The organism is Variovorax sp. ZS18.2.2 (assembly GCF_024701975.1).
Taxonomy (GTDB): Bacteria; Pseudomonadota; Gammaproteobacteria; order Burkholderiales; family Burkholderiaceae_C; genus Variovorax.
Genome location: NZ_JANLNM010000004.1, coordinates 253741 through 280274, shown reverse-complemented (window position 1 = coordinate 280274; position 26534 = coordinate 253741). Strand labels below are relative to the sequence as shown.

The 26534-nt window shown below is 59.4% G+C and carries 23 protein-coding genes and 1 pseudogene; 13 read left to right on the top strand and 11 right to left on the bottom strand.

Going from position 1 to position 26534, the window contains the following annotated elements; translation table 11 throughout:
- Positions 1-14: 14 nt before the first annotated feature.
- The 3 genes from NU688_RS18120 to NU688_RS18110 are packed head-to-tail and all read right to left on the bottom strand — an operon-like array spanning position 15 to position 3667.
- Entirely contained in the window at positions 15-1385 is a 1371-nt protein-coding gene (locus tag NU688_RS18120) for a sigma-54 dependent transcriptional regulator (protein WP_257862160.1), read from the bottom strand.
- The gene (locus NU688_RS18115; protein ID WP_257862158.1) at positions 1360-2814 is read right to left on the bottom strand and encodes a sensor histidine kinase; all 1455 of its coding nucleotides are present in this window, start codon (positions 2812-2814) and stop codon (positions 1360-1362) included. The genes NU688_RS18120 and NU688_RS18115 overlap by 26 nt, the downstream gene beginning before the upstream one ends.
- Before the next feature lie 4 nt (positions 2815-2818).
- Positions 2819-3667, bottom strand: coding sequence for a PhnD/SsuA/transferrin family substrate-binding protein (locus NU688_RS18110; protein WP_257862157.1), 849 nt, complete (start codon positions 3665-3667; stop codon positions 2819-2821).
- 167 nt (positions 3668-3834) lie between these two features.
- On the opposite strand from NU688_RS18110, the gene NU688_RS18105 reads away from it, so the two are divergent.
- From NU688_RS18105 to NU688_RS18085, 5 genes are read left to right on the top strand one after another with little or no spacing between them, the layout of a single operon-like run.
- On the top strand, positions 3835-4362 hold the full coding sequence (locus NU688_RS18105; protein WP_257862154.1) for an arsenate reductase (azurin) small subunit: 528 nt from the start codon (positions 3835-3837) through the stop codon (positions 4360-4362).
- A 12-nt stretch (positions 4363-4374) separates the two neighbouring features.
- Positions 4375-6858, top strand: coding sequence for an arsenate reductase (azurin) large subunit (locus NU688_RS18100; RefSeq protein WP_257862152.1), 2484 nt, complete (start codon positions 4375-4377; stop codon positions 6856-6858).
- Positions 6855-7508 carry a nitroreductase gene (locus NU688_RS18095; protein WP_257862150.1) on the top strand — a complete coding sequence of 218 codons (654 nt, stop codon included), beginning with the start codon at positions 6855-6857 and terminating at the stop codon, positions 7506-7508. The genes NU688_RS18100 and NU688_RS18095 overlap by 4 nt, the downstream gene beginning before the upstream one ends.
- A gap of 33 nt (positions 7509-7541) precedes the next feature.
- Entirely contained in the window at positions 7542-7859 is a 318-nt protein-coding gene (locus tag NU688_RS18090; protein ID WP_257862148.1) for a c-type cytochrome, read from the top strand.
- 39 nt (positions 7860-7898) lie between these two features.
- A complete protein-coding gene (locus NU688_RS18085; RefSeq protein ID WP_257862147.1) occupies positions 7899-8096 on the top strand; it encodes a hypothetical protein in 198 nt (65 codons plus the stop codon).
- Positions 8097-8110: 14 nt separating this feature from the next.
- Here the strand turns inward: NU688_RS18085 and phoU are convergent, their stop codons facing one another.
- The 5 genes from phoU to NU688_RS18060 form a co-directional block, all read right to left on the bottom strand.
- Positions 8111-8860: a phosphate signaling complex protein PhoU gene (phoU, locus tag NU688_RS18080; protein ID WP_257862146.1), complete on the bottom strand. Its 750-nt coding sequence runs from the start codon at positions 8858-8860 to the stop codon at positions 8111-8113.
- 7 nt (positions 8861-8867) lie between these two features.
- Positions 8868-9665: a phosphate ABC transporter ATP-binding protein PstB gene (pstB, locus tag NU688_RS18075; protein ID WP_257862145.1), complete on the bottom strand. Its 798-nt coding sequence runs from the start codon at positions 9663-9665 to the stop codon at positions 8868-8870.
- 49 nt (positions 9666-9714) lie between these two features.
- Positions 9715-10635, bottom strand: a complete 921-nt coding sequence (pstA, locus tag NU688_RS18070) for a phosphate ABC transporter permease PstA (protein ID WP_257862144.1) — start codon at positions 10633-10635, stop codon at positions 9715-9717.
- On the bottom strand, positions 10635-11594 hold the full coding sequence (gene pstC / locus NU688_RS18065; protein ID WP_257862417.1) for a phosphate ABC transporter permease subunit PstC: 960 nt from the start codon (positions 11592-11594) through the stop codon (positions 10635-10637). The genes pstA and pstC overlap by 1 nt, the downstream gene beginning before the upstream one ends.
- Positions 11595-11687: 93 nt before the next feature.
- Positions 11688-12683, bottom strand: a complete 996-nt coding sequence (locus NU688_RS18060) for a PstS family phosphate ABC transporter substrate-binding protein (protein WP_257862142.1) — start codon at positions 12681-12683, stop codon at positions 11688-11690.
- 332 nt (positions 12684-13015) lie between these two features.
- Between NU688_RS18060 and pstS the strand changes: the two genes are divergently transcribed.
- The 3 genes from pstS (at position 13016) to NU688_RS18045 (ending at position 15624) form a co-directional block, all read left to right on the top strand.
- Positions 13016-14053 carry a phosphate ABC transporter substrate-binding protein PstS gene (gene pstS / locus NU688_RS18055; RefSeq protein WP_374684663.1) on the top strand — a complete coding sequence of 346 codons (1038 nt, stop codon included), beginning with the start codon at positions 13016-13018 and terminating at the stop codon, positions 14051-14053.
- A gap of 837 nt (positions 14054-14890) precedes the next feature.
- Positions 14891-15199: a type II toxin-antitoxin system HicA family toxin gene (locus NU688_RS33980; RefSeq protein WP_308340312.1), complete on the top strand. Its 309-nt coding sequence runs from the start codon at positions 14891-14893 to the stop codon at positions 15197-15199.
- A gap of 8 nt (positions 15200-15207) precedes the next feature.
- Positions 15208-15624: a type II toxin-antitoxin system HicB family antitoxin gene (locus NU688_RS18045; protein ID WP_257862140.1), complete on the top strand. Its 417-nt coding sequence runs from the start codon at positions 15208-15210 to the stop codon at positions 15622-15624.
- Positions 15625-15692: 68 nt separating this feature from the next.
- Here NU688_RS18045 and NU688_RS18040 read toward each other — a convergent pair whose 3' ends face one another.
- The gene (locus NU688_RS18040; protein WP_257862139.1) at positions 15693-16415 is read right to left on the bottom strand and encodes a winged helix-turn-helix domain-containing protein; all 723 of its coding nucleotides are present in this window, start codon (positions 16413-16415) and stop codon (positions 15693-15695) included.
- Positions 16416-16599: 184 nt separating this feature from the next.
- Here NU688_RS18040 and NU688_RS18035 point away from each other — a divergent pair, with 184 nt between their 5' ends.
- Entirely contained in the window at positions 16600-16977 is a 378-nt protein-coding gene (locus NU688_RS18035; protein WP_257862137.1) for a helix-turn-helix transcriptional regulator, read from the top strand.
- 124 nt (positions 16978-17101) lie between these two features.
- Here the strand turns inward: NU688_RS18035 and NU688_RS18030 are convergent, their stop codons facing one another.
- On the bottom strand, positions 17102-19375 hold the full coding sequence (locus NU688_RS18030; RefSeq protein ID WP_257862136.1) for a PhoX family phosphatase: 2274 nt from the start codon (positions 19373-19375) through the stop codon (positions 17102-17104).
- Between the two features lie 444 nt (positions 19376-19819).
- Here NU688_RS18030 and NU688_RS18025 point away from each other — a divergent pair, with 444 nt between their 5' ends.
- From NU688_RS18025 to NU688_RS18010, 4 genes are all read left to right on the top strand, one after another.
- Positions 19820-21103, top strand: coding sequence for a tyrosine-type recombinase/integrase (locus NU688_RS18025; protein WP_257862135.1), 1284 nt, complete (start codon positions 19820-19822; stop codon positions 21101-21103).
- 12 nt (positions 21104-21115) lie between these two features.
- Positions 21116-22615, top strand: coding sequence for a hypothetical protein (locus NU688_RS18020; protein ID WP_257862134.1), 1500 nt, complete (start codon positions 21116-21118; stop codon positions 22613-22615).
- Positions 22616-22911: 296 nt separating this feature from the next.
- Positions 22912-25098, top strand: a complete 2187-nt coding sequence (locus tag NU688_RS18015; protein ID WP_257862133.1) for a hypothetical protein — start codon at positions 22912-22914, stop codon at positions 25096-25098.
- Positions 25079-25498, top strand: coding sequence for a hypothetical protein (locus NU688_RS18010; RefSeq protein ID WP_257862132.1), 420 nt, complete (start codon positions 25079-25081; stop codon positions 25496-25498). Before NU688_RS18015 ends, NU688_RS18010 begins: the two co-directional genes overlap by 20 nt.
- 112 nt (positions 25499-25610) lie before the next feature.
- On the opposite strand, the pseudogene ttcA reads toward NU688_RS18010, so the two are convergent.
- Positions 25611-26495: pseudogene (ttcA, locus tag NU688_RS18005) on the bottom strand (tRNA 2-thiocytidine(32) synthetase TtcA); the annotation flags it as partial.
- Positions 26496-26534 lie beyond the last annotated feature (39 nt).

The following is a 26534-nucleotide window of genomic DNA, read 5'->3' as shown; positions in this document are numbered from 1 at the left end:
CGGAACGGGCTTACCTAAGCTCCTGCTTCCGTTTTTCCAGTCAGGTTCGATTCGTTCAACTCGACCTCGGCGGCCCTGACCTTCAATCGTTTCATTTTTTCCCACAGGGTCTTACGGCTGATACCCAGCAAATCCGCCGTGCCAGAGACACTGCCGTCGGCACGCTCTAATGCACGCTGAATGTGTCGTCTTTCCGCTTCCTCGACCATCGCCTGAAGCGGTACGAAGACGTCGCTCTCATCGCGCTGCTCCGAGCGAAGCCCTGGCCTTTCATATTCACCTGGTGGCAGGTCAATCACGCCCTGATCGCTGAGCACGACGGCTTGCTCCAGGTAGGACCGAAGTTGCCTCGCGTTTCCTTTCCACGTGCGCCCGAGCACGTCACGCATGAATGGTTCCGAGACTGCAATGGGCCTGCCATGCTCCTCTGTGAGTTGCGACAGCATCCGTTCGGCAAGCCAGCGGATGTCCTCAGGTCGCTCGCGCAGCGGTGGCAGCCACAGGTTGATCACGGCCAACCGGTAGAAGAGATCTTCGCGAAACGAGCCCGCCAGCATGTCGGCGTAGAGATCGCGATTGGTCGCGGCGATCACCCGGAAATCGCTGCGCGTCGTGCGCTCCGACCCCAGCCGGAAAAAGCACCGCTCTTGCAGCGCACGCAGAAGCTTCGCCTGCATCTGGTGCGGGAGGTCGCCGACTTCGTCGAGGAACAACGTGCCACCGTGGGCTCTCTCGAGATAGCCCTTGTGCGCCCGCTGCGCACCTGTGAAGGCGCCTTTCTCGTAGCCGAAGAACTCGGCCTCCATCATGTTTTCGGGAACGGCAGCGCAGTTGACGGCGATGAACTCACCCTGGGCGCCGCGCGGATCGAGACTGTGGACGAACTGCGCTGCCACCTCCTTGCCGACCCCGGACTCGCCCGTCAGCAGCACGGATGATCGCTGACCCGCCACCTTGCGAATCATTTCCTCGATCTTGCGCATGGCACTCGAAACGCCGAGCACCGCCTCGTCATTCGGCGTGCGGCTTGACGACGTTGCGGCATGGATGAGCGCGACCAGGCGCTCGATCTCGAAGGGCTTGGTCAGGTACTCACGCGCTCCCGAGCGAATCGCTGCAACGGCGTCGTTGACGCTGCCGTAGCCCGTCAAGAAGAACCATGGCACGGCCCGTATCTGCGGCGACAGGCCCGCGAACCATTCGGTGGCCAAACCGTCTGGCAGACGGACATCACTGATGACCGCGGCCCACGGATCCTCCATGCGGCCAGCGGCTTCGGCCAGCCGCCGGCACCAGACCACCTGGAAGCCCTCCAACTCGAAGCGCTGCTGGAGCGACTCGCCCATGATCGGATCGTCTTCAACGAGTAGGAGTGACTTGCTCATTTGCTTCCATGTTGGGGATGCAGAAACACAATTCCGTTGCGGCTGCAGGCGAGTGCAGCAGACCAAAGTGCCCGCTGAAGCGGTTCGCGATTTCGCGGCAGATCCAGAGGCCGAAGCCGCGCGGGTCGTTGCCGCCTTCCGCGGCCAGCCGGGCCTCCAGTGCATCGGGTGTCAGCTGCGAGCCGCTGTTACTGACCGTGACCTTCACGGTGTGGGCATCGGCGTGCACGGCAGCATGCGCCAAGCCGCCACTGCCGGCGGCCTTGATGGCGTTCAGCAGCAGGTTGAGCAGCACCTGCCTCACCACGGCCGAGGGGACGCGAAAGGCCGAAGCGATCTCCACCTCGTGCGTCAGGTGGACGCCCAGCCGGGAGGCCTCGGGTTGCACCAGGGTGATGACATCGCTCACATCGCCCGGCTGCAACGCCCGGTCCTCGACACGGGCCTGCGGCAGCAGCGCTGCCGTCATCGTCTGGATTTGCTTCAGGCCCCGATCGATGAGATCGATGCTTCGCAGACGTGCCTCCTCGGAGGCACCATGAATTCGCAGCGTCTGTGCTGCGGTGAGCAAGCCGGCCAGCGGGTTGTTGATCTCGTGCGCGACCGCCGCGGTGATGCGACCGACAGCAGCGAGACGTTCCGCCGACAGCGCGCGCTGCTCCGCCGCTTGCCTGACCTCGAGCTCCGATAGCAGGCGTCGAACGGCATTGCCGATCCGGTTGAGTTCCGGGTCCTTGGCTTCGGGCACCTCAGCTTGCAGCTGCGCAGCGCTTGTGTTGCCGATACGGGCGATGCAATCGGCGATGCGGGCGATCGGGCGGCCCATGCGCTCTCCGAGCCACCAGCCGGTTGGAATGAGCAACGCAGCCGCGAGCATGGCGCCGATGAGCGCTGGCTGGGCAACCGCAACCCAATCGGGCGCAAACACCGGCGCATCGACTTCCACGTAGACGAATCCGAGCACCTCCCCGTCTTCGCTCTGGATAGGCTCGATCAACGTCAGGTCCCCGGCCTGGTCCGGCAACTCCACGTGACCCCGAATGTCTTGCGCTGAGGGTGTGACCCTGGCTCCGGTCTGAAGGCCAAGAGCCTGTTCGCCGGTGGCGAGCCGTGAGGGATCGGAGCCCGCCAGGAAGCGGCCCTTTGCATCCAGGATTGCCCCCCTTGTCTGTCCACTCTCGGCGCCCGGGAGCAAAGCCGCCGTATCGCGCAGCAGCGTAAAAGCGCGCCAAGTGTCCTCGGAAGCAAGCAATGGCCGCGCCTGCGCGCTCAACAGAACCATGGACTGCCTGACCGTCGACAGAATCTCCTGCCGCACCGAGCGTGCCGAAATTTGGGCCGCAACGGCCGATACCAGCAGCGCCGACACCACGACGGCCAGCACCAGTCCGAAAGGAATCTGGAAGCGATAAGGCAAGCGACCGAGCATGGTTTCAGCTCACGCGTTCCTGCTCGGCCGCCAGCTTCTCGATCGAAGCGAAGATGCTGCCCGGCTCCTGCGCGAATCCATCGAGGTTGAGCGCCTGCAGCAAAGATTGGCCTTCCGCGTCCTGGCTCATGGCAAGCAATGAAGAGCGTAGCTGCTGCCTCAGCTCGCCGAGCGCTCCCGCGCGCACCACCAGCGGCGGGAAACCATACGGCTCAGAGCGCCAGACGACCTCGGTTCGCTCGGCCGCGGCCATCTTCTGCCGCCGCATCGTCTCCCACACATAGCCGTCGATGCAGCCGGCATCGGCCAGCCGGGCGGCGACGGCTTCCGCAACGTTGCGGTGGCCATGGGCAAAGAAACCGCGACGCAGATCACGGGGAAGAAGGCCCGCAGCACGCAGCTGCGCTTGCGGCACCAGCCATCCCGAGTTGGAAAGGGGATCCGAGTACGCGAGCACGCGCCCCTTCAGATCGGCCCAGCCTTCAATGCCATTGCTCTTGCCGGCGGAACGGATGAGGTAGGACCGGTACAGCGGCTTGTCCTCATAGATCGGCACGGCCAGCAGCTCCAGGCGTGCCTGCTGAAGCACGTAGGGATAACCGCAGATCCAGGCAGCTTCGAGTTGACCGCCGAACAGCAGATCCAGGATCTGCTGGTAGGACTCGCGAGCGGAGAAGGTCACTGATACCCCCGTCCGGCTGGACAGATAGCTGCCCCAGCGCGAAAGAAACGCAACCTGGTCAGCCAGGATGACAGCCGTCAAGCCGATGCGGATGCGCGGCCGATCGGCTGCGTTGGCCGCACCCAAGCCGACCAGCGCCGGCAGCGCCTGGAGCAGCGTTCTTCGTTGCATGTGTGGGATCGTGGGACGTTACGAGTTCGTAACTTACCCGCGGAAGTGGCGTTACGTGATTCGGACATTCCCGAGGCGACTTTGTTCTAAGTCGTTGAAAACATTGGAAAGCTCCGTTGGCACCTGTCTTGCGCACAGAAGACGTTTGCCCCAACAACGGAGACACGATGGAAAACCCGAAAGTCAGCCGACGCATCTTCATGATGACCAGCGGCGGCAGTGCCGCGGCGCTGGCCACCTCTGCCTTGACACCCGCCCACGGCGCACCGGCCGCATCGCCGTCCGCTCCCGGCGCCACCACCTTGAACTATCCGAAGCGCGCGGTCGGCAAGGCCGCTGCGATGCCCGTGAACCAAGCCGTCAACTTCAGCTATCCCGACGCCAGTTCGCCTTGCTACGCCATCCGCATGGGTTCGCCTGTGCCAGGGGGCGTTGGCCCCAACAACGACATCGTCGCGTACAGCGCCATGTGCACGCACATGGGCTGCCCTGTCGCTTACGACACCGGCACCAAGACGTTCAAGTGCGGCTGTCATTTTTCCGTGTTCGATCCGGAGAACAAAGGGCAGATGGTCTGTGGTCAGGCCACGGAAGACCTGCCGCAGGTCCTGCTGGAGTACGACTCGCGCAGCGACAGCGTGCAGGCCGTCGCCATCAACGGCTTGTTGTATGGCCGCCAGTCCAACGTGCTCTAAGGAGGCAGGGTCATGACTACCGACATTCGAGACCGTATCGCCTTGCCCACCAAGGACGCCCAGAAAACCAACATGACATGCCACTTCTGCATCGTCGGTTGCGGCTACCACGTCTACAAGTGGGATGCGAGCCGTGAGGGCGGGCGCGCAGCCGGCGACAACGCACTCGGGATGGACTTCCGCAAGCAGTTGCCGCCGATGGCGATCACGATGACGCCGGCCATGACGAACACCATCACAGATCGAACCGGCAAACGCTGGAACATCATGGTCGTGCCGGACAAGGAGTGCGTGGTCAACAGCGGCCTCTCGTCCGTGCGCGGCGGCAGGATGGGGTCGTACATGTATTCGGCGGACGGCATCGGCAAGGAGCGCCTGAAGACACCGCGCATCTTTCGCGGCAGCGAATGGCTCGACACCAACTGGAACGAGGCCCTGGCCATCTACGCTGGCGTGACCAAGAAGATCCTGGACACCGACGGTCCCTCGGGCGTGATGTTCGACTGCTTCGACCACGGCGGCGCAGGCGGCGGTTTCGAGAACACCTGGGGGACGGGCAAGCTGATGTTCTCGGCGTTGAAGACGCCGATGGCGCGCATCCACAACCGCCCGGCCTACAACTCCGAATGCCATGCCACACGCGAGATGGGCATCGGCGAGCTCAACAACAGCTACGAGGACGCCGAACTGGCGGACTGCATCCTCGCAACGGGCTGCAATTCCTACGAGACCCAAACCAATTACTTCCTGAATCACTGGGTGCCCAACCTGTCGGGCGGCACGGTCGACAAGAAAAAGAAGTGGTTCCCCGGCGAGACGGCGGCGGCCGCGAAGATCATCGTCGTCGATCCGCGGCGGACATCGACGATCGCGATCTCGGAGCAGGTGGCCGGCAAGGAAAACGTGCTTCACCTGGATCTGGAGCCCGGGACCGACACGGCACTCTTCAACACGCTCTTCACCTACGTCGTCGACCAGGGCTGGCACGACAAGGACTTCATCGCCCAGCGCACCACCGGCTTCGAGGAAGCGCTCAAGACGAACCGGATGTCGCTGGCGGACGGCGCCAGGATCACCGGTCTGTCGGTTGAAAAAATCAAGCAGGCCGCCGAGTGGGCCTACAAGCCGAAGGCCTCCGGCCATCGTCCCCGCACGATGCACCCGTACGAAAAAGGGATCATCTGGGGCAACGACAACTACGTGATCCAGAGCGCGCTGGTGAGCTTGGTCATTGCGACGCAGAACGTCGGACGTCGCGGCACTGGCGTGGTTCGCATGGGTGGTCACCAGGAGGGCTACACGCGCCCGCCGTATCCCGGCGACAAGAAGATCTATATCGACCAGGAGGTCATCCAGGGTCGCGGTCTGATGTACACGATCTGGGGGACCAATCCGTTTCAGAGCACCAACAATGCGGAGCGGCATCGCGAGGCCCTCACCCGCAGAGCCAACATCGTTCGCGAAGCGATGGCCAAGGCACGTGGTGCAGATGTGGCCGCCATGGTCGACGTCATCTACGACGCATGCAAGAACAAGGGCGGTCTCTTCGTCGTCGGGATCAACCTGTACCCGACCAAGCTCGCCGAGGCAGCCCAGTTGCTGATGCCTGCAGCGCATCCCGGCGAGATGAATCTCACGTCGATGAATGGGGAGCGGCGGTTGCGACTGTCCGAGAAATTCATGGACCCTCCCGGATCCGCCAAGCCCGACTGCCTCATCGCGGCAGACATCGCCAATGCGTTGAAAGCGCTCTACACCCAAGCGGGCAACACAGCCAAGGCGGCCCAGTTCGAAGGTTTCGACTGGAGGTCCGAAGAGGACGCATTCAACGACGGGTTCAGGCGTGCGGGTCGGCCTGGCGTCTCGGCCATCGACAGCCAGGGCGGCGACACCGGCTATCTGGCCACCTACGAACTGCTTCGAAAGGCCGGCAACAACGGTGTGCAGCTTCCCATCAAGGAAGTCAAGAACGGCAAGTTGATCGGCACGGAGATGATCTACACCGACGGCAAGTTCGACACGAAAGATGGCAAGGCGGCCTTCAAGCCCGCCGCTTGGAATGGCCTTCCCAAGCCGGTCGCGGGGCAGAAGGAAAAGCACAAGTTCTGGATCAACAACGGTCGTGCCAACGAGGTCTGGCAGACGGCATATCACGATCAATACAACGAGCAGGTCAAGGGTCGCTATCCGATGGCGTACCTCGAAATGAATCCAGACGACGCGAAGGCGTCGGGCGTGGGCGCCGGTGATGTGGTCGAGGTTTTCAACGACTACGGCGGCACGTACGCGATGGTGTATCCGACCAAGTCCATCAAGACCGGTCAGACGTTCATGCTCTTTGGTTACTTCAACGGCATTGCAGGCAACCTCACGACCGACTGGACCGATCGAAACATCATTCCCTACTACAAGGGTGCGTGGGCCAGCATCCGGCGGGTTGGTACTTTGGCCGACTACAAGGCGACCGTGTCGTTCAAGGACCGGCATTTCGCATGAAGACATCCGACGCACATATCGAGCGCGCTGCGCCGGGTTCATATTCGAGTCGGGCACGGCCGGTCCCAGAAGACCCGCGCGCCGGGACGCACCAACTGCTGGCCACGCGGCGAAACATCTCGCCCAGGCGGTTGGTCGAGCCGGGACCGGGCGCGGATGAACTCTCTTGCTTGATGGAAGCTGCGGTGACAGCGCCCGATCACGGGTTGCTCACGCCGTGGCATTTCATCCTGATCCCCACGGTGTCGCGCCCAACGCTCGGCGACGCTTTCGCAAGAGCGCTGATCGAGCGCGATCCCGGCGCAACACAAGCGCAGATAGAGGCTGCCAGGGAGAAGGCCGATCGAGCGCCTTGCCTCCTTCTGGCGGTCGCCCATCTCGATGCAGAGCCCAATGGAATTTCTCACACAGAGCGGCTCATCTCCCTGGGCTGTGCCATCCAGAACATTCTTCTGAGTGCGACTTCAATGGGTTACGGCAGTGGGTTGACCAGCGGCCGGTCGCTACAGGCCGCGGCCGTACGGGATCTGTTCTCGCTGAAGTCACATGAACAAGCCGTCTGCTTCATTGCAGTTGGCACAACCGACCAGCCCAAGCCCGCTCGAGAGCGTCCGGATGCGGGCTCGGTCTTTCGCACCTTGAGCGTTTGAGCTCGCTGTATTTCATCTCACTGGAGAACTCTTTTGTCTCGATCGATCATCACGCTTGCCAGCCTAGCCGCCACACTCAGCCTTCTTTCGCCAATAGCCCAGGCCAGCGACGCGCTTGCGGCCAAGAACAGCTGCATGGCGTGCCACGCCAAAGACACCAAGGTGGTGGGCCCTGCATTCAAGGACATTGCAGCCAAGTACGCCGGCGATGCCACTGCCACCGACAAGCTCATCGCGAAGGTGAAAAAAGGTGGCTCGGGCGCATGGGGCAGTGTTCCCATGCCGCCCAACGCGCAGCTCTCGGACGCCGATGCGAAAGCACTTGTGACTTGGATTCTGAAGATGAAATAATTGGCTCTTCCGCCGGTCGATCAGATTGCGAGTGGAAACATGGCATCCAGGCTCATCAGTTTGGCGTTGTACTTTGCGGCCGTGGCCCTTGGCTTCTTGGCCATGTGGGTAGCAAGCAAGTACTCCGTGCGGCAGCGCACGCTGTGGGTCGTTTTCATCGTGACGACGGTGGTGTTGATTGCTGCGCTGAGCCTGGCAGGCATTCGCCTCTTCCCCGGCGCCGAGGGGTCAGGCTGATCGACAGCAAAGGTCTACCCGACCGCGGGTCGGGCACTGCCTTCGATCTTCTCTGCTCCCGCGTCCTGATCGGTCGTGTCTTCCCGGGCAATGGATGCGTGACGCACATCCATTCCGTTGACCACGTAGATCGTGAACTCGGCCAGGTTCTTCGCATGGTCGCCAATCCGCTCGATGGCCTTCGCCACGAAGAGCAAGCTCAGGCTGGCCGAAATCGCGCGTGGATCGTCCATCATGTACGTAACCAACTTGCGCACGAATCCATCGAATTCGAGGTCGATCTCATCGTCGCTCGCAATGATGGACTGGGCCTCCACTGCATCCAGCCGCGCGAAAGCATCGAGAGCGCGCCGAAGCAATGTCGAGGCGAGCTGGGCCTCGAGGCTCAGATCGGATGTTGGCATGACAATGCCAGCACTTTGTTCGTGCATCGACTTTGCCATCCGCGCAATCTTGGCCGCTTCATCTCCGACACGTTCCAGGTTGGCGGTGATCTTCGACATCGCGATCAGCAGCCGCAGATCGATCGCAGCCGGCTGCCGCCTGGCAATGATGGCGGACAGATCCCTGTCGATTTCCATTTCCATCAAGTTCACCTGCGCTTCGCGAAGCAGAACGCCATCGGCAACATCCGGTGCGAAGCTCGCCAGTCCGTGGATAGCCTGGGCGATCTGGTTTTCGACGAGGCCCCCCATGGCCATCACCTGGCCCGAGATGGCCTGGAGTTCGGCGTCGAACTGCGTGGACAGATGTTTGGTTGGCATGATTCGATCAGCCGAAGCGTCCGGTGATGTAGTCCTCTGTCTCTTTGCGTTTCGGCTTCATGAAAAGGTCTTTCGTCAAACCGAACTCCATGAGTTCGCCCAGGTACATGTAGGCCGTGTAATCAGATACGCGGGCCGCCTGCTGCATGTTGTGCGTGACGATGAGAACCGTCACTTTTTCCTTGATCTCACCGATGAGCTCCTCAATGCTCCCGGTCGCGATCGGGTCCAGCGCGGACGTGGGCTCATCGAACAGAATGATCTCCGGATCGGTCGCCAGTGACCTGGCAATACACAGCCGTTGCTGCTGACCACCAGAGAGGTTCATCGCGAGCTCGTCGAGCCTGTCCTTGACCTCGCCCCACAGCGCTGCATTCTTGAGTGCGACTTCGACCTTGTCCTGCAGATACGAGCGCGACTTCTCGCCGCGAACCTTCAAGCCGTAAGCCACGTTCTCGAAGATCGACTTCGGAAACGGATTGGGCTTCTGGAAGACCATGGAAATCCGCATCCGCACCTCGATCGGGTCCACTGACGGGTCCAGCAGATCGACCTGGTCGGGATGCAGCTGAATGTTGCCCACATAGCGATTGCCAGGGTACAGGTCGTGCATGCGGTTGAAGCAGCGCAGATAGGTGGACTTGCCGCAACCGCTGGGACCGATCAATGCGGTCACCTGGTTTTCGTAGACAGGCATGGAGATGCCCTTGAGTGCCTTGAACGTGCCGTAGAAGAACTCGAGGTTGCGGGATTCGGCCTTGAGCGCTGGGGCCGGCGACGTGCCTGACAGGATGGGTGGCGTCATGTTCTGGATCTTTTGCTCGTGGAGTGGCTGAGGTGACGGCATGGCGGGCTCACCACTTGATGTTCTTGCGCAGGCGATACCGCAGCCAGATCGCCAGACCATTCATGCACAGAGTCATGAGAACGAGAACGAAGCTGGCCGCCGCAGCGTTCTGGAGAAACGCAGGGTCGGGCCGCGAGGTCCAGTTGAAGATCTGGATCGGCATGACCGTGAAGGGAGACATCAGCCAATCGAAGAGGCCTGCGGGCGGATCGCCGGAGAAAGGCGCAGGCGGCAGGAAGGCGATGAACGTCAGTGCGCCGATGGTGATGATCGGGGCGGTCTCACCAATCGCCCGTGACATGCCGATGATCACGCCCGTGAGGATGCCGGGCAGGCTGTACGGCACCAGATGATGGCTGACCACCTGGAACTGCGATGCACCGCAGGCGTATGCACCTTCGCGCACATGCTGAGGGATCGATCGCAACGCTTCGCGCGTCGTGGTGATCACAATGGGCAGTATCAGCAGCGCCAAGGTCAGTCCGGCTGTCAGGATGCTCTGGCCCAGACCGAAGGTGTAGATGAACAAGCCCAGTGCCAGCAGCCCATAGATGATGGACGGAACACCGGCGAGATTGGTGATGTTGATCTCGATGACGTCGGTGAACCAGTTTTTTCGCGCGTATTCTTCGAGATAGATGGCGCTGGAGATACCGATCGGCACAGCGACAAAAGCCGTCACCATCATCACGAGGATCGAGCCCACCCAGGAGGAAAGAATGCCCGCGTTGGCGGCGCGCCGCGATGGAAAGGACGTGAAGAACTCGGTGCTCAAACGAGGAACGCCGGTGATGGCCATGTCCACGAACAGCGCAAGCAGGGTCAGGATGGCGATCGAGATGGCCAGGATCCCCAGGATGCCGAATACCAAGTCCCACCGCTTGTTTTTACGAACCAGCGCTCGCAGATTTTCTGTCTTGGTGCGCATCAGTACACCTCGCGAAAGCGGCGGCGCATCCAGTGCCCGACCAGGTTGAAGAAGAGCGTGAGCGCCATCAGCGACAGGCCTGCAGCGAAGATCGTCTGATAGCCAACGCTTCCGTGCGGCAGGTCGCCCAACGCCACCTGGACGATGTAAGCGGTGATGGTTGCCGCGGGCTCGAGCGGATTGAAGGTGAGGTTGGGCTGCATGCCTGCAGCCACCGCAAGAATCATGGTCTCGCCGACAGCACGCGAGATCCCGAGGATGTAGGCCGAGGCAATGCCGGAAGTCGCAGCCGGTACCACCACCCGCAGGGACGTCTGCAAACGGGTTCCTCCCATCGCATACGAGCCCTCGCGCAGGCTCATTGGAACGGCGCGCATCGCATCTTCAGCCAGCGACGACACGTAGGGAATGATCATGATCCCCATGACCAGGCCGGCCGACAGAATGTTGAAGCTGGGCAGGCCCGGGTAGATCTTCTGGATCAGTGGCGTGACGAACAACAGGGCGAAGTACCCGTAGATGATGGTCGGAATCCCGGACAGGATCTCCAGGATGGGCTTGAGGACTTCGCGCTTGCGGTGACCGGCAAATTCAGACAGGTAGATCGCGATCAACGTGCCCAGCGGAATGGCCACGCACAGCGCTACCAGCGAACTGGTGATCGTTCCGGACATGAGCACCCAGATGCCGAAGTGCGCATCGGAGAACAGCGGCGTCCATTGGGTGTCCGTCAAGAACTGGGAGATCGGTACTTCGGCGAAGAAGACCACCGATTCCTTGACCAGGATGTAAACAATTCCGATGGTTGTGAACACCGAGACGCATGCCGTGAGGAGCAGCACCAGTTCGATCAGCTTCTCGCGTCTTTTGCGTGAATTCTTCAGCCGCGCGTAGTGCGCAAGGCGGGCCGCTCCCGTCAGGGCACCGCTCTGCTGCACAGTTCTTATTTCACTAGGCATGGTGCTCACGATGGACCGTCCAGAAGAGGCAAATAGGCAGAGCAATGCGGCAGGAGAGGTTCGACCTCACCGCCGCCATTGAATCGCTCGTGCTCAGAGCTTGGCTTCGCGCCGTTGAAGTTCTTCGATCGTCACGCCCACTTCGGCGATGCCACCAAAGACCGTGCCTTTCTTGCCCTTGGCCAGATGCTCCTCGTTGTTCTTGTAGGCGCTGGCGGGCAGGGGAACGTACTTGACCTCCTTCATGATTCGCGAGCCTTCCTTCATGTAGAAGGCCACGAATTCCTTGACCTCAGGGCGCTCCATGGCCTTCGTGTTCACGTAGATGAATATCGGGCGGGCCAGCGGCTGGTAGGTGCCGTTGATGACGTTCTGTTCGCTGGGCAATACAGCAGCCTTGCCAGCCTTCTCGACGATGGGAAGAGCCTTCAGCGTCTTCTGGTTCTCTGCGTAGTAGGCGTAGCCCAGGTAGCCGAGTGCGTTCACATCGCCGGCCACGCCCTTGACCGTCACATGGTCGTCTTCCGTTGCAGCGTAGTCGCCACGGCTGGCCTTGGCCTTGCCGTTGATCGCTTCGGTGAAGTAGTCGAACGTGCCCGAGTCAGAGCCAGCGCCGTAAAGCTTGATCGGCGCATCGGGGAAGGCAGGATTGACCTGCTTCCAGCTGGTGATCTTGCCTTGTGCCGCAGGCTCCCACATGGTCTTCAGCTCGGCCACCGAGAGCTGGCTCAGGAAGGTGTTCTTCGGGTTGACGACCACAGTCAATGCATCGAAGCCCACTGGCAGCTCGTAGTACTCCACACCGGCAGCCTTGCAGGCTTCCATCTCAGCTTTGAGGATGGGGCGGGAGGCGTTCGAAATGTCGGTTTCGTTGCGGCAGAACTTCTTGAAGCCACCGCCCGTGCCAGAGATACCTACGGTGACCTTCATGGCACCTTTTTTCAGCTTCTGGAAGTCCTCGGCAACCCCTTCCGTTGGCGGAAACACCGTGGAGGATCCGTCGATCTTCACAACCTGGGCGAAGCTGGGGGCTGCCAGTGCCGACAGCGCTACAGCGGCGAACGTGAGCTTGAAAGCGAACTTTTTCATTGGGTCTTTCCGTGATGAGGGTGAAGGGATTAGCTCCAAACTCCTAGATTTCTAGATTTATGGAGTTGTTGGGCGGATTCTGTGGAGCCTCTGTGACAACGAAATGACAGTCCACGGGGTCGTGGTGGGTAGATCAGTCAGCCGCCGGCTGAAGCGCCCCATTCATATCCAAGGCGGAGGATTGAGCCAGGTTCTGCGGCACCAAGCAGAAGCTACTGTCATCTGTTCGTCACGAATGTTGGGGAGACTACATTTCCATAAATCTGGTGATATCGAAACAAGGAAGTGCCATCATGCCCATCGCCCACAAACGCAGCTCCGCACGTACTTGGATGCTCCTCGCCGCTGGCCGCGCGAACCGGCTTCGCGTGAACGTCCTGCGCGCATCAGCGGCCGCACTAATCTTTGCAGGTGCTGGCGCACACGCCGCAGACGTTATGGGCGCTGGGTCTACATTCGTCTACCCGATCCTCTCGAAGTGGGCCGCCACGTACCACGAAAAAACCGGCGCCAGGGTGAACTACCAGTCCATCGGCTCCGGAGGCGGGATCGCACAGATCAAGGCTGGCATGGTCACATTCGGCGCCTCGGACAAACCGCTTGCCCCGGACGAGTTGAGCAAGAGCGGTCTTGCGCAGTTTCCCTTGGTCGTCGGTGGTGTTGTGCCAGTAGTGAACGTCGATGTCGCCGCTGCGGCCCCTTTGAAGCTCACGGGTACCGTTCTGGCAGACATCTACCTTGGCAAGGTGACGAAGTGGAACGACCCGGCGATTGGCGCGCTCAATCCGGGTGTCGCGTTGCCGGACCAGAAGATCACGGTCGTGCGCCGTTCGGACAGTTCGGGGACGACCTTCAACTGGGTCAACTACCTGTCCAAGTCGAGCGAAGAATGGAAAACCAAGGTCGGCAATGACACGGTCGTTCAATGGCCGGTCGGCGTCGCAGGCAAGGGCAATGAGGGCGTGGCCACCTATGTCAACGCCACGAAAGGCGCCATTGGATACGTCGAGCTGTCGTACGCCGTGAAGCACAAAATGAAGTACGCCCAGGTCAAGAACAAGGCCGGTATGTTCGTAGACCCGAGCGCTGCATCGTTCCAGGCTGCTGCAGCAAGCGCCGAATGGAAGGCGGAGGATTTCTACGAAGTCATCACCGATGCCCCCGGCAAAGACTCGTGGCCCATCGCAGCGACCACCTTCGTGCTGATGTACAAAGACCCGAAGAATGCGCCCGCCAGCAAGGAAGCCCTGAGCTTCTTCAAATGGGCCCTCGAAAGCGGCCAGGCCGACGCACAGAAGTTTGACTATGTTCCGCTGCCGAGCACACTGGTCCAGCAGATCGAGGCTTACTGGGTGAAGCAAATCAAGTAATCGTCAAGGGAGCCTGCCAAAGCGCCGCGGCGGTGTCGACGACCAGACCAACGTGCGCTGATGACAGTTTTTTCGAATGGCGTTGAGACGATCGCGAAAAAGGCTGCGCTTGGCTACGTTAAAAACTCAACCGCCGCGCCCAGTCCATTCGCATGCCGTGATGGGCTTTCGCGACGTGGCTCGGGCGGGAACGCTCGGCAGCTAGTTGCGCGCGAGGCCTTGGAATCGAGTCGGTAGGCAGGCTGCATCTCGGCTGCAGGGGTTAATCGAACCCGGGGACGATCATTTCGGGGTAGCAGCGACAGTACCCTCGTTCACCGCACGACGCTTCGCCCGGGTGACCATGAGAAGGACGTCGATCCAGACGGAATTTCTTACCCTCCCGGCTGACGCACGTGGGGCATGCACCGCCACTGTCGCCCATAGAGCGCCAACGATAGTGGGTGATTCCGGCGGCCTGCGCCCGCGGAAAGTCCCTCGCAATTCGCTTCTGCGCGAGCTCCAGCATGTGAGCGGCAAGGCTCGCACGTTCTGCCTCTAATTCTTCTGCCGTCTTGCGCTTACCTTTGCGTTCCGGCGGGCGCTGCGGCGGCGCCCAACGCGGGATCCCATCGACGTCAGCGGGCGCGGCAGCTTGAGTTGGCTCTGGCCGAAGGTTAGGGACGATCAGATTTACGAGAAAGTTCAAGAGGCCCATGCACGGATCTTGCCGCATCGCGGCTCGATGCGCATCGGTGATGCATTCGCGCAGATCAACATTTTTGTTTATACTGGCCGTGGGCTTTCCGTATGCTCCCAGTGACAGGGAGCATCGGCAAACCTCCTTCGCCGAACAACATGCGCGCACCTAAGACGTTGCAAGTGAGGTTGAGGGCCCAACAGGTCGATTTTTTCAACTTGATCAAGGAAACAGAGAAATGGCAACTGCAAATCGAGCGCTCTCCCGCGCTCATCAACCTAGTTGGACACATGAAAACATCGGAGTTCAAGCGTTTCCTTGCGTCGAAAGGCGCCAAGTTTGTTGAGGGTGCAAAGCACACCAAGATTTACGTCAACGGTAAACAGACGACGCTACCGCGTCATGCCAAAGAGTTGGGCGACGGGCTGCGTAAAGCGATCCTGCGACAGCTCGAAATTAAAGATTGAGATGACCCATGTTTAGCTACCCCGCACGAGTGGCGCGGGATGGCGATGGCTACCTGGTGACCTTCCCGGATATTCCGGAAGCAGTGACCGGCGCCAAGGAACGAGCCGAAGCGATTGAGCTGGCGGCCGATGCCTTGACGACCGCGATGGACTTCTATTTCGAGGACAGGCGGCCCGTGCCAATGCCTTCTCCGCTGAAAAAAGGACAGGTCGCAGTGGATCTGCCCGTAAGCGTTTCCGCAAAGGTGCTTTTGCTGAACGAAATGATTGCTCAAGGCAAACGTCCAGCGGAGCTGGCGCGGCTGATGAACGCGCGCCCTCAAGAGGTCACGCGCCTTGTCGACCTGCATCATCCGACAAAGATCGACACCATCGCCGCAGCCTTGCTGGCTATGGGTAGGCGACTCGACCTCCGGCTGGCTTGAGAGCTGCCGTAGAGAGATTGTTGGAGATGCCCACACTGCGGTCACTGCCGCTGATCGGCACGAGCCATTTATCCACTCTTCTGTAGGGTGAATCGGTAGCCGCTTTTGAGAACGGTTTCAACGACGTCTCGCAGCCCGAAAGGTGCCAAGGAATCACGCAGGCGCCGGATGTGGGCATCAACCGTCCGGGCGGCAATGCGTGCGCCGGACGGCCAGAGTCGGTCCAAAAGTTCCGTGCGGGAATGCACCGTCTCGGGATGGCTGACCAAGAAGTAAAGCAACCGGTACTCCGTCGGGCCAACTGGTATTTTCCTTTGATGTCCCCCTGCGACTGCCATCACTTCACGGTGTACCCAGCGAAAGCTCAGCGGGCCCGCGACCAGATCTTCTTCCAGCAATTCAGGGGCGCGGCACCGGATAACAGCTCGGATGCGCGCCAGCAGTTCGTGCGAAGAGAATGGGCGTGAGACGTAGTCGTCCATCCCGGCGTCGAGTGCGGCCACCGCCATATCGGCGTCGCCATGGATGCATGTCGTCAGGATCGGAAGGTGGGCAGTTCGGGGGTGATTGCGCAGCTTCCGTCCCCACTCCAACATGGCATGCCCACCGCGCGGCACGTCGATGATGACGAGCTTGGGCAAGCCAAGTCCGAGCGACCGGGTCGCATCCACGTCGTTGCGCGCTCGGAACACGTCGAAGCCACCGCGTCGGCAGGTCGCACTGATCGACTCGAGAGCTCCGGAGTCACTTGCAACGATGAGCGCGCTTTTGGGGATGTCGTAAGAGAACACGGCGGAAGGGTGATGAGCCCATATGAAGCTATTGATCCATAAATCTAGATTTCTAGAGTCGTACTATCTTTGCGCGCGATCGTGACAGACAGATGACGTTTCTGAAACAGGACTGACATATGCTCGGGCCATACTCACCTCATCACCCTGTCATATGGGAAAGTCTGCCTCGCCCAAACGCTCCATGAACTCTGAAAACGCCGTTGTCGCCCTGGCCGCCCTGGCGCAGCCTTCTCGACTGGCCATCTTCCGCCTGCTGGTGGTCGCAGGCAGCGGCGGCATGTCCGTCGGGAAAATCGGTGAGGAGCTTGCTTTGCCTGCCGCGACGCTGTCGTTCCATATGAAGGAGTTGACTCACGCTGGCCTCATCCAAGGCACGCAGGAAGGCAAGTTCGTTTACTACCGCGCGAAGTTTGCGCAGATGAACGAGTTGCTCGCCTTCCTCGTGGAGCACTGCTGTGATGGCTCCGGGGAGGACTGCGAGGTGGAACTCCCACAGTGCGTGGCAGAAGTCGTCCAGCGACGTCGAGCACCCGCCCGCAAGCGCGTCGCGCGGGCCTGATTCAACGCTCCCAGTAGTGAGGGCGCGCGCCGGCGGTGTGGCATTGCCATAGCTAAGGGGCGCTCGACGTTTCGCCGGCGCCCCCTTGGCGTTGAGCGGCACGGTGAAGTGCCGCACGGATCACTCAGGTGCCGATACGGCCGCCATCGTTCTTCGTGATCACGATCGTCGCCGAGCGCGGCCGCGAACCGGCGCCATAACCGGCGTTGCTGGGCCAACGGCTCGTGTACTTCGACGGGTCGGCAATGTCGGCCTGCTTCGTGTTCTCGCCCGGGTGCTGAATGTTCACGAAGATCGCCTTGCCGTCCGGCGTTTCGCAGAAGCCTGTGAGCTCGCATGCCGACGGACCCACCAGGAAGCGCTTGAGCGTGTCGGGCGTCGGGGCCTTGCCCACCTGGGTCAGCACATCGAGCTTGCTGCTGTCGGCCTTGGTGTAGCTCAGGGTTTTTGCGCCACCATCGCCGACCTTGCCGGGTAGGCCGGCGAGCATCATGCAGTTGGTCACATCGGTGTAGGCGCCATCGTCCGTCTGAATCCAGCAGATGCCTGTCGAAGGGCTGAAGACCAGACCGTCGGGACTCGAGAAGTCCTGGTCGGCTGTGAGCTTCGAGATATTGACCAGACTCTGGTCAGCACCGGCCTCGGCGCCGAGGAGATAGATGTCCCAAGTGAACGTTGTGGCCGAACCGCCCGCACTGCCTTCCTTCATGCGCAGAAGGTGGCCATTCGGGTTGCCCTGCTGCGCCGTTGCGCCCTTCATGTCCGTGTAGACGCGCGGATTGGCCGCGTCGGGCGCAAGCTGCGACGACCCGCTCGGGTCGATCCGGCGGTTGCTGTTGTTGGTCAGCGTCTGGTAGATCTCGCCATTGGCCGGGTTCACGGCGCCCCACTCGGGCCGATCCATCTTCGTCGCACCGACCGCATCGGCTGCAAGGCGACAATGAACCGAAACATCGGCCTGGTCGGCGAACGCGTACGTCGCGTAGCCTGCAACGATGGGATTGGTGAAGCTCAGTTCCAGCCATGTGCCAGTTCCGTCCGGGTTGTATTTCGCGGCGTACAACTTGCCATCGTTCAGGTACTTGTCGCCCGTTGCCATGCGGTCCGCCGGGTTCGCGTCTGCAGCCGTCCACAGCGCGGTGGAGACGAACTTGTACATGTACTCGTTGCGAGCGTCATCGCCCATGTAGACGACCAGGGATTGCCCGACCGTCGGCACGCCGAACGCGGCGCTCTCATGAGCGAAGCGGCCCAGCGCGGTGCGCTTGCGAGCAGCCTTGTTCTTGTCGAACGGGTCGATCTCGACGATGTAGCCCATGCCGTTGAGTTCGTTGCGGTAGTCGTCGCTGCCGTCGACCGACGCGCCGGTCTTGCTGATGATCCAGCGAGCGTATTTGTCGTCCGAGCCGGCGCTTTCCCAGCCGTGACGCGATGCACCGCCCTGGGCGCTTCCGTAGCGCTTGAGCGCCACGACACTCTTGTCGGCACGCGCTGCGTCGTCGGTGGCGCCGCGTGTGAAATAACCGAACCAGTTCTCTTCGCCCGTGAGGAAAGTGCCCCAAGGTGTCTTTCCGGTGCCGCAGTTGTTCAGCGTTCCACGGGTGCGGGTGCCATTGGTCGAATATTTGGTGACCATCAAGCTGCTGCCGCGTGCAGGCCCTGCGATTTCAATGTCGCTCAGCGCCGTCAGGCGGAAGTTGAAGCTAGAGCCTGGAACCGTTGCCCACTTGTTCGATGTCTTGGCGACTTCGACCACGGAGATACCGTGAATGGCGATCTCTTTGTCGACCTCTGCAACGGGGCGCGGCAGCGTCGAGGTTCCGCCATTGGCATGCAGGAAGAACGAGCTGAGCTTTTCGTCGGTCGTCGCTTCGTGGTTGACCGCCAGCAGGCCGCGATCGGCGGACGTGAGGGAGTACTTTCCACTCGCGTCGAGGCCGAACCACTCCATGCCGTCGTGATGGTCGCCGGCTCGGTTTTCGAAATCCGTGTCCGTGCCGTCGTTCTTGTACGCCGTGGTGCCAGCGGTCAGCGGGTCGCCCAGGGCGTAGAGAACGCTGAAAGAATAGCCAGCGGGAATGGAGACAACGTCCGCCAAGCTCTTTGCAACCGCGCCAAACCCGAGAAGCTTCTCGGTCGGAGGTTGCGGTGCTGGTGCAGGGGCCGGAGCCGGTGCGGGCGGCAGGACGGGGAAGCTGACGCCGTTGCTCCCACCGCCGCCGCAGCCTGCGACTGCCAAGCCGCCCAGCAAGGCCGTTCCTGCCGTGCCGACGCCACCGCGCAGAAGGCCCCGGCGACTCAGCCTCGCGGCCAGCACCGTGTCGAAGGTCGGGTTGGGCGAGGTGTTGGAGTCTTCGTCGTTGAAGTCGATCTGTTTGGGATCGGCTGGGTTTTTCATTTAGAGCTTTCTAGATACGTGGAAACGTTTAATCTAGAGAGCCACGGTGACGGTTTCGTGACTTGGTCAGGCCCTGGTCAGTGGATCAATGTTCTTCAGCAGCAAGTCTGAAAACTTCCACACACATGAACTTTGCGAGGCGGAGCGTCGGCGCCGTAGTGGAACTCAGCCCCTCGTTCGCTCGGCCCAAATGCTGATTGCCAGCCATCCAAGCCTGTCGCAATCAACTGACACCCAGAACTTCGACGCGCCACTGTCGTGATCGCACGTCCGACGTCATGGCACCGGCCACATCCTCTTTCGACGAAGGTTTTGCACGCCGGAGAACACACTTATCGGATTTCTTCCGGATTTGACAAGATTTTTGAAGCGAATGAAGCCTTCGTCCTTGGCCATTCGTCAATCTTGTTGCCGAGACGACCCGCTCTTTGTAAGGTTTCGGTCATGACGCTTCGTTTTCGAATTGAATTGCTGTTGGACACATCGCCGGATGGCAGTGATGCCGTTCGCCGCGTTGTCCTTGTCGACCGTGAAACCGAACTGCAACACGAGCTTGCAGTAGCTTTTTTGCTCGACGAATTCGGCCAGAAGCCGCTGAACACCCAGATCGCAGTTCTTTTGGATCTCGCGTTCTTTCTCGAATGGCAGTTGCTTCGCGCAAGGCGTGCTGAAACCTCCGGAAAAGCGAAAACGCCCTTCATCAGTCCGGAAGGTCGCGTGCTTGCCGGCATACGTGCACTGAGGAATAGAGAAATTACTGAGTACTGCAGTTGGGCATGCCTGTCGGCCAACAAGCTCGCAACCGCGCTACAAGACGAATCCTCCACCTTCGCTCAGTTGGCAACCGGCAAGGCCGTCAAATTCGGCACCTCAAACCGCCGCATCAGGACCACCGGAAACTACGTTGCTTGGCTAACGAAGGAATGCGATCCTCGGTCGGAACTAACGGCGGAGGAGCATCGAATGCTCGAGGCCAGCGCACAGAGCATTCGAATGGAATTTGATAGGCACCTCGCCACCGGCGACGATTCTGTAGAGGTGCGCTCCTTAAACGAACAGCAACGAAGCGCGGTCGAGAAAGCCATAGGGAATGGCGGCCCGTTTCCTCAGACTCCAACGGGGCGGCGCGACCGCTTGATAGTGGAAACACTCCACGAGTCGGGCCTCAGAGCGGGAGAGTTACTCAAGCTCTGCTGTGTAGATGTGATGGAGTCGTGGGAATACAAGCCTGGGCACCTCACCGGATGCATCAAGGTCGTCGAAGCGCAGAACGATCCTGCCGACACTCGATTGCACGAACCCGCTTGCAAGACCGGGGGTGGCTTGGTGCCGATCTCCACATCACTTGCGACCAAACTCATTGAATACATCGTTGGCGATCGCGAAGCGGCCGTCTTCAAATCAAACTCAGCGACGCCCTTTCTGTTTGTAAATCATGAGGGCAAGTACGAAGGAAGCCCCCTCGGCCGAAGGAACCTGAATCGCATACTCGCCAAACTCAAATCCTTCGAATCGCTCCCTTCCACCATCTCGCCTCACGTCCTGCGACACACCAACCTCAATCATGTTTACAAGACTGCGACGTCAAAAGGCCGTGATGCTCGTGAAATCGTGATCCAACGAGGTCGATGGTCTACGAAATCAACAATGCCCGATCGATACGCCGCTCGTGCAATCGAAGAACGCTCGGCTGAACTCGTTCAGCAAAGAGACCGGATCATTTCCTGACGAGACCGCGGAATGTACGGCCCATACACTGAGTTCGTCGTGGGGAGCGAGGAAGTTTTTCCCGACGGTCTTCCAACTCACATCAAGGTCATCGACAACGAATCGCGGCTCATCCCCGTCAATTTGGACGGCATGATGCTTCCCAAAACCGATGGCATAGAAAGCGTATTCAGGCTCAGGAATGTCGAGGATCTGCTGACGCCCGCAACAGCGACCATTTATTACGCAGTGGTTCTGCACGCCTTGGACGGCCACCGCAAGGTCTCAACCGCGGTCCAGTGGTTTTCCCGTTTTGAGCGGATGATCAGAAGGTTGAATCTCACCGCAAGAGTTGCATCCATCACGCTGAAGATGTACATGGAGGAAGCGCGGCAATCTTCACCGAATGATCTAAAGACGCTCAGGAGCTTGTTGAGGTATTGGATACGTCTCCGATATCCAGGCGTCGCCCCAGACCTCAAGGCGCACATTCTGACCTCTCAATCGCCGAAGAGCGCGACCTCCATCGAGATTCAGGCAAGGAAGGTGCACGAGCGCCCCTTCTCGATCGAGAAGGTGCGCTCGATTCATCGACAAGTAGATGACCTGTACATCGACGGGAAGTTCAATCCACAGCAGAACCTGCTTTGGCGTCTGATGATCTCCGAGGCTTTGCGGCCCTCGCAAATGCAACTCTTGAGGGTCAAGGACGTTTCATTGTCCGCCAAGACACTCGCAGTGCCTTTGGTCAAACTCCATGGAAGACCGAGCCGCTCGAGGATGATGACCGTGAGCGTCTCAGAGGCTGTACACGTGGCTCTTCGCGATCAGCTGGCTTGGATGGAGAAGCTGTCTGGCCCCAACCTTTCTCCCGATCAGCCACTCTTTTGCGTCAACATCAATCAGCACGTTCCTTTTCTACAGAAGCGATCCCTCGGTATCACATCTCTGATAGTTCGCACTCGAGGGCGAATCACAGACCACATTGCAGACCTAGGCGATCTCGATCTTTTCACCAGGCGATTCAAACACACAAAACTCACCCATCTGGCCATCCTCGGTGCTCCATTGGAGGTCCTCAGGCAGGCGGCCTTTCACACCACCACCGGTTCGCTCACGCGCTATGTCAATTTGACCGACGAGATGGCTGAGGCGTATGAGCGGCAGATGGATCCGCACTTTGTGCTTGTCATAGACGCGTTTAGAGGTTCGGTGCTGGATGCGGGCAACGAGAAGTCCATACCTGAAGACAACCTCATCCTCGACGCCGAGTTGAACGACAGCCTGGGCGGATGCGGAGATGAACTATGCGGCGTTTTAGCTCCCGATGGTTGCTATATCTGTCCGCGGTTCAAGGCCTTCGTAGATGGACCGCACGACCAAGTTCTAGCGAAGATGGAGAAGGCGCGAGAAAGGAAAGTGCTGATGCTATTGCCAGTGGAAACGATTCAAAGAGACGACAACATCATCTCCGCGGTGAAGCAAGTCATGGAAATCTGTGAGCGCAGAAGGGAAAACGAATGCAAGGAGTAGTTCCGCTCTTCAGAAGCCAGACTGCTGCAGGCCCTGACAGATTTGAGGAGTTTTTCAGGTGGGGATGCCCCGGTGGAGTCGCAGGTTTTGACGCTGTGCACGAGCAAGGTTATGACCCAAGTGTTCCATGGTTTGCGATGGCTCCACATCGTCTGAAAGCGGGTGACAAGACCACACGACTACCGCTCATAAAACTCGAGCACCGCGCGAGGGCACGAAAGATATTCATTCGTACTCGAACAGGGCCGCCCAAGGTTACCGACCCAGAGGCAATGGTTGGTGGAGACCGTTTTCTCATGTTTGCGAAGACATACATCAATGTGATGGTCATCTACCGCAATCTGAGAGGGACACCGAAGACGATCGCCCGCACCCTGGAGCTTCTAGACTGGGCCCTGCGCCAGCTCAACTCTGGAAACAACGACCCAAGCTTGCTGACGCGTGCGACCTTCGCCCTCGCCGAACAAGCCTTGACTGGCGGATCAGATTGCGTATCTGTCAAATACGATATTGGACGCGAGTTGGACTTGATTGCAGGCATGTTGCAGGGTGGCCATCACACGAAAAGCTTCAGGTTTGGCCAATACGGATTCGGCCTGCTGGCAACTCGTTTCACCTTCAGGTCCAAGGTGCCCATGCCGACGAAACGGAAAGCACAACTTCTTGATGAAGATGTGCAGAAGAAGAGCCAGTCCAGGCGGCTACCGAATGAAATCGTAGCAGCTGTTGGACTGGCATACCGTTCCGCGCAACAGCGCTTCGGTCCGGCGCACGAAGTTACCTCAATGGCCGCATTGGTAGCGCTGCCCTTCACAACCGTGTCGATGCGTCTATCGGATCTATTGCAGCTCCACCCCGACGCCCTCAGGAGCGTTGAAGGAAGGGTTCGGATATCAATTCATCGACCCAAGACCGATCTGTACCAAGAACTTCCTATCCCGAAGCAACTCGAGGCTCTTGCCCAGGAACTGTTCGAGGTCGCCTCCAATTTCTCAGCGGACGCAAGAGCAGCGTTCAAGTACTACATTGAGAACTTCGACAGCTTCGAAAAGATCAATCAGCTGTATATCCCGGACCACCTGCAGAGCGATTTTTCGCAATCGTACTTCAGAAGACCTCCGTTCGGCACCAGAAAGAATGACCCATATGTACCCGTCAGTGCCGTGGATTTAATGGCTCGTGAATACCCTTCGCTCTACGACAAGATCTCGAAGGTCATCTGCGTCAAGCTGCGCACGCTACGTGGCGTGAACCATCCCCAAGACTTCTTCCCGCAGCAGACCAGATCTCAAGTCTCAGGGCGAATCTACCTATCACACCTCGATCTGAGCGTGCTGCTCAGGGTCATCGGGGTCAAATTGCCCGGTGAAGTTCAACTGCTTGAAAAAGATATCTTCATTGATCGGGACTACTTACTCAACTCGATCTCTGCAAACGAAGGACAGAAGATCGGAATCGAACTGGCTTTTCTGGTGGCTGGGCGAAGTCTTTCCTGTTTTTCCAGTGTTGAAGAGTTGCGTAGCAGACTTTTGGCGGACTTCAAGAAGGCAAGATTCCCTCACTGGCCTTACTCATCCAGAGACAGAAAGACGCGGCTCGACGAGGTCCTCTGCGCTGCGTTTGATGGTCAGATTGATCAGGAAACTGATCACTTGGCGCGGAAGCGAGCTTGGTGGCGCCCTGTTGTCGTCACGCATTCTCGCTTTCTCAGATGGACTAGCGTGCGCTTGGGTAAACCTCCCAGACTCTTCGCGACACTGAACATCAAACTTTCGAATGGAGAATATCCATCGTTCACCCTTCACGACACACGAGCCTATCTTCAAACGCGAGCGCTAACGTTGGGGGTGAGCGAGCAGTACCTTGATCTACTTGCGGGACGAACGTCAGGCACGCAGTCGGCACATTACGATTTGCGCACCCCAGCAGAGATCGTGAGCGGCTCTATCGAGGGGTTCGATCCGGCAGTCGACTTTAAGGTGACTGGCCCTGTGGCGAACGCCGCTCGAACAATTGAAGTAGTAGATCGAAAAATCTTTCTCTTTGAGAGAGCTACACCCAAGCAAATCACGGAAGTGGGGGGATGCTCAACATCTTGGTCTCTCAATCCTTGTGAACAGCATGGCGACTGCATGGGGTGTGGCCACCACGTCTGGATGAAAGGGGACAAGAAGCGCTTGCCGATCATCAAAGAAATGCATCAGCACTCGATCCACATGATCGCCGAGGGGCGCAAAAAGTTGCGATCGAGCGGGGGCCTGAAGAAGCCAATCGAGCGCCACATCAGACAACACGAATGGGTTCGCGCTCGCTGTGAAGAGATCTTCGCTGTGGAGAATGACCCCTCAATTGCACCAGGCACGATCGTGACGTTCGATGCGGCGCCAGCGGCTCTGGGCCTGTCCGAGCTCACGTCTCGGCTACATGAGAAACATGTCGGCACGCCGCCGGAAAGAGATGACCATGGGAATGCCGAAAATTAATCGGAGGGCCGAAACGGCGATCGTCGTCATCTTGAAAGAATGGCCGGCCAAGCAGCGATTGACCTGGGATTCACTAAGAAAGCAAATTGCCAAGAAATTCAAAGCTTCAGACGTGTGGTCGCGCCAATCGCTCAGCGCGAATGAGGCCATCTACAACGCATACGAGGCAGCAAAGAAACCAGATGCTGAGCGCTCGAGCGCTCCCCAGCACAGTCGGTCTTGGTACGTGAAGCGAGTTTTTGAGTTGGAACTAAAGGTTGCCGACCTGTCTGCGAAACAAGCCGCACTGCAGTTGCGTCACATGCAGCTAGTCCACAACGTGTCCCTATTGCCTGGTGGCATCGGACTGCTGGCTCTTCCATTGCCCAGTAATACACGCAGAAGGCGAGAAGATAGGTAGAGACCCAATCCGAAGACGCTGCCGGACGACAAGGAACTGTATTCCTCTGCGCTTCGCCCGGGTTGTTGTGTTCATGCGCTCGTCGATCCCCATTCGGCGCCAAGCTCCCCGATCAGCTAGCTGAACTACCGATGGTCGAAATAACAGGTATGAGCCGGATCGGGGCTGCGACAACTTCTGAAGGCTCATTCGGCGCAGCAAGCCAGTTGCTGACGTCATCCAGTTCCCCGCTCACCTTCGCTGGCGTGTTGAAGTCATGCAACTTTCGGTCCAGTAGGTGTGACGGCACCACATCCGTCAATGCACGAAACATGTTGTCGGAGCGCCCCGGGAAGCGTCGGTCCCATTCTTGAATCATTTCCTTCATTGCTCTGCGCTGAAGGTTGGGCTGAGAGCCGCAAAGGTTGCAAGGAATGATCGGGAAATTCATCGCCGCCGAATAGGCCTTGATGTCTCGCTCGTTGCAGTATGCGAGTGGGCGAATGACGACATTTCGTCCGTCGTCTGAGACCAGCTTCGGCGGCATGGTTTTCAGCTTTCCGCCGAAGAACATGTTGAGAAGCAGCGTCTCCAAAATGTCGTCGCGATGGTGACCCAACGCTACCTTGGTCGCACCCAATTCCACTGCCGTCCGGTAGAGGATGCCGCGCCGCAGCCTTGAGCAAAGAGCGCAAGTCGTTTTTCCCTCAGGCACCTTCTCCTTGACAATGGAGTAGGTGTCCTCCTCGATGACGCGAAACGGGACGTTTAGCTGAGTCAAATATGCGGGAAGGATGTCCTCGGGGAAGCCTGGCTGCTTCTGGTCGAGGTTGACCGCTACGACATCAAAATTGATCGGAGCGACTTCCCGGAGGTAAAGAAGGCTGTCCAGCATGGTGTAGCTGTCTGCCCCACCCGACAGACAGACCATGACGAGGTCACCTTCCTCGATCATCCCGTAGTCAACGACAGCTTGGCCGGCGAGTCGGCGGATGCGCTTGCGTAGCTTATTAAATTCAACACTCATAGGGAACCTTTCGTGGAATTGTAGGGAAGA